The 2,504-nt window shown below is 64.0% G+C and carries 2 protein-coding genes; both read right to left on the bottom strand.

Going from position 1 to position 2,504, the window contains the following annotated elements:
* Nucleotides 1–194 precede the first annotated feature (194 nt).
* On the bottom strand, nucleotides 195–950 hold the full coding sequence (istB, locus tag RCH06_RS17730; RefSeq protein WP_327082786.1) for an IS21-like element helper ATPase IstB: 756 nt from the start codon (nucleotides 948–950) through the stop codon (nucleotides 195–197).
* A gap of 23 nt (nucleotides 951–973) precedes the next feature.
* Nucleotides 974–2,504: IS21 family transposase (istA, locus tag RCH06_RS17725; protein WP_327082785.1), on the bottom strand; the 1,531-nt coding region annotated here is incomplete at its 5' end.

Below are 2,504 nucleotides of genomic sequence, written 5' to 3'. Positions count from 1 at the left end.
TGAGTATTCCGGTGAACGTGACCGCTGATTCCGGCAACGTGACCGGTATTCCGGCGAACGTGACCGGGGGTCGGTGTTGCGCGTTTTGATTTTATGCCGGCGTGTTTTCCGGCTGTTTTGCCCTTCTGTGGAATTGAATTTTTTGAACGAATAGGCCCCTGCCAGGCCGCCGGAGGCCCCCTGACTGTAGTGGCCTACTTGTCGGCGATTGTTTGTACTGGCGGGCTTTTTTTGCGCAGAGATTCGCCGGTGAGGGTGAAGCGGTGATGGCTTTGCATCAGGCGATCGAGCATGGCATCGGCCACCGTTTGGTCACCTATCCACTCGTGCCAGTGCTCAATGGGCAACTGGCTGGTAATGACGGTGGCGCGCTGGCTGGCCCGGTCATCGATGATCTCCAGCAGATCGGCCCGGGTTTGACTGTCCATGGCGGCCATGCCCCAGTCGTCGAGCAGCAGCACGTCGGTGTTTTTGAGCGTGTCCAGCCAGCGCGTAAACGTGCCGTTGGCGTGCCGAATGCGCAATTCCTCGCCCAGCCGGGGAACCCGCAGGTACAACGCACTGTGGCCACGCCGGCAGGCATGCTGGGCCAGCGCGCACGCCAGCCAGGACTTGCCAGCGCCAGTGGGGCCGGTGATCAGCACGGCGTGCCCGGCATTGACCCACTCCCCCAGGGCCAGACTCATCACCGCGCTGCGTTCAATGCCCCGGGTGCTGCGGCTGTCCAAATCTTCAATGGCCGCTTGCGGGTATTTGAGTTTGGCGGTTTTTAGCAACCGCGCACAGCGCCGGTCTTGCCTGCCATGGACCTCACGGTCTACCAGCAAAGCCAGCCGTTCTTCAAAGCTCATGGCGCTGATGCCGCTTTGCGCAAGCTGCTGCTCCAGCGCCTGGGCCATGGTCTCCAGGCGCAGGCCGCGCAGCTGGTTCAGGGTGGTATTCATCATCATGTTGGGCTCTATCGTGTTGGGTTTCATTGGTAGTAGTTCGCGCCACGCACATGGGCGTGAGTCGGGCTGGTCCACTCAGGGGCAGTGCTGGTTTGGAGCAGGTCGCGCCGGTTGAGCAAGATGTCGCGGATGTGGGTGTACTTGCTGGTGCCCAGGCCCAGCGCCAGGGTGCAGGCCGCCTCCAGCCTGGCGTCGCCGTAGCGCTTGGACAGGGACAGCAGGCCCAGGCAGGCGCGGTAGGCGTGCTCGGGATGGGGTTGGCGCTCGAGCATTTTGCGCACCGTGGCGGCGCAGGCCACCCCGATGCGCTCGCCCCAGGCCACCAGCCGTTCGGGTGTCCACTGGGCCTGATGTTGGTGGCGTTCGGGCAGGTGCTCAGTCACGGTGGTGAAACCGCCTTTGTGGACGCAGCGCATGTGGCTGGCCACCCGGTTGCCACGGTGCAAGGCCTCCACCGCATGGGCGGTGACGCGCAGCTCCAGCGCCAGGCCCACCAGGGCGTTGGGCACGCTGTAGCGGTGGCCCTCGAATTCGACGTGGCTGTCGATGTGCACGCGCACCGTCTTGAAGACCGACCACTCCCAGGGCTGCACGGGCAAGGCCATCAGGGCCGGCGCGTCGATCTGCGCGAACACGCTGGCGCGGCTGCCTGGCAGCTTTTGAAACGCACGCTGGTTGAGCCAGTGCAGCAAGGGGGCAATGGCATCGTTGACTTCCTGCACGCTGGTGAACTGATGCTTGCGCAGGCGTGCCAGGATCCAGCGCTCGACCAGTAAAACGCTCAGCTCGACCTTCGGTTTGTCCTGTGGGTGATAAGCGCGCGCAGGCAGCACACTGCAGCTGTAGTGACGGGCAAAGTCCTGCACCGTCTGAGTGAGCGCTGGCTCGTAGCGATCAGCCACGCTGACCAGCGCGCGTGGGTTGTCGGGAACGATGAGCTGGGGCACGCCGCCATAAAAGGTCAACGCCTGCGCGGTGGCGCCCAGCCAGTCACGTGCCGTCTGCGCGGGCGTTGCCAGACAGAAACAGTAGCCCGACACGCCCATGGCAGCGACGAAGAGGTTGGCACGTCCCACCTCCTGGCCACCGGCCACGAGTGCAATGGTGGGGCCGGCATAGTCGATGAACAGCTTCTCGCCAGCGCGGTGGACCTGGCGCATCGAGCGTTTGAGCCGTTTGGCAAACTGGCGGTAGTTCTCGCAAAACTGCGAGTAGCGCCAGGGCTTCAGGGGCAAGTCGGCTCTGTGCTCGTCGCCGACCTGGGCGCAGTATTCCTCCCACAGCAGCATGAGCGTCACGCCCTTTCGGCCCAGCTCCTGATGAAGCCGTCCGAAGTCGGCTTGCGCATAGGTCTGGCTGGCGCGAGACGACGCCAGCAGGCGTCGCTCCAGCGCGGCTTCGTCCAGGGCTGAAATGGCCGGCCAGTCCAGCCCGGCGGCGACGGCCAGACCTGCGTATTTGGTGACAACACCTTTGGAGAGCCCCAGGGCACTGGCGATTTGTTGGTGGGACTGTCCACCCTCGAATTTCAGACGCAAGGCGTCTTTGAGTTTG

The sequence above is a fragment of the Polaromonas sp. CG_9.5 genome (assembly GCF_035984465.1).
GTDB lineage: Bacteria > Pseudomonadota > Gammaproteobacteria > Burkholderiales > Burkholderiaceae_C > Polaromonas.
Note: the sequence above shows the minus strand (reverse complement) of the source record. Positions and strands in the feature narration are given on the sequence as shown.

Coding starts and splice junctions, on each gene's coding strand:
- istB (WP_327082786.1), bottom strand. CDS start 950: ATGATGATGAATACCACCCTGAACCAGCTGCGCGGCCTGCGCCTGGAG.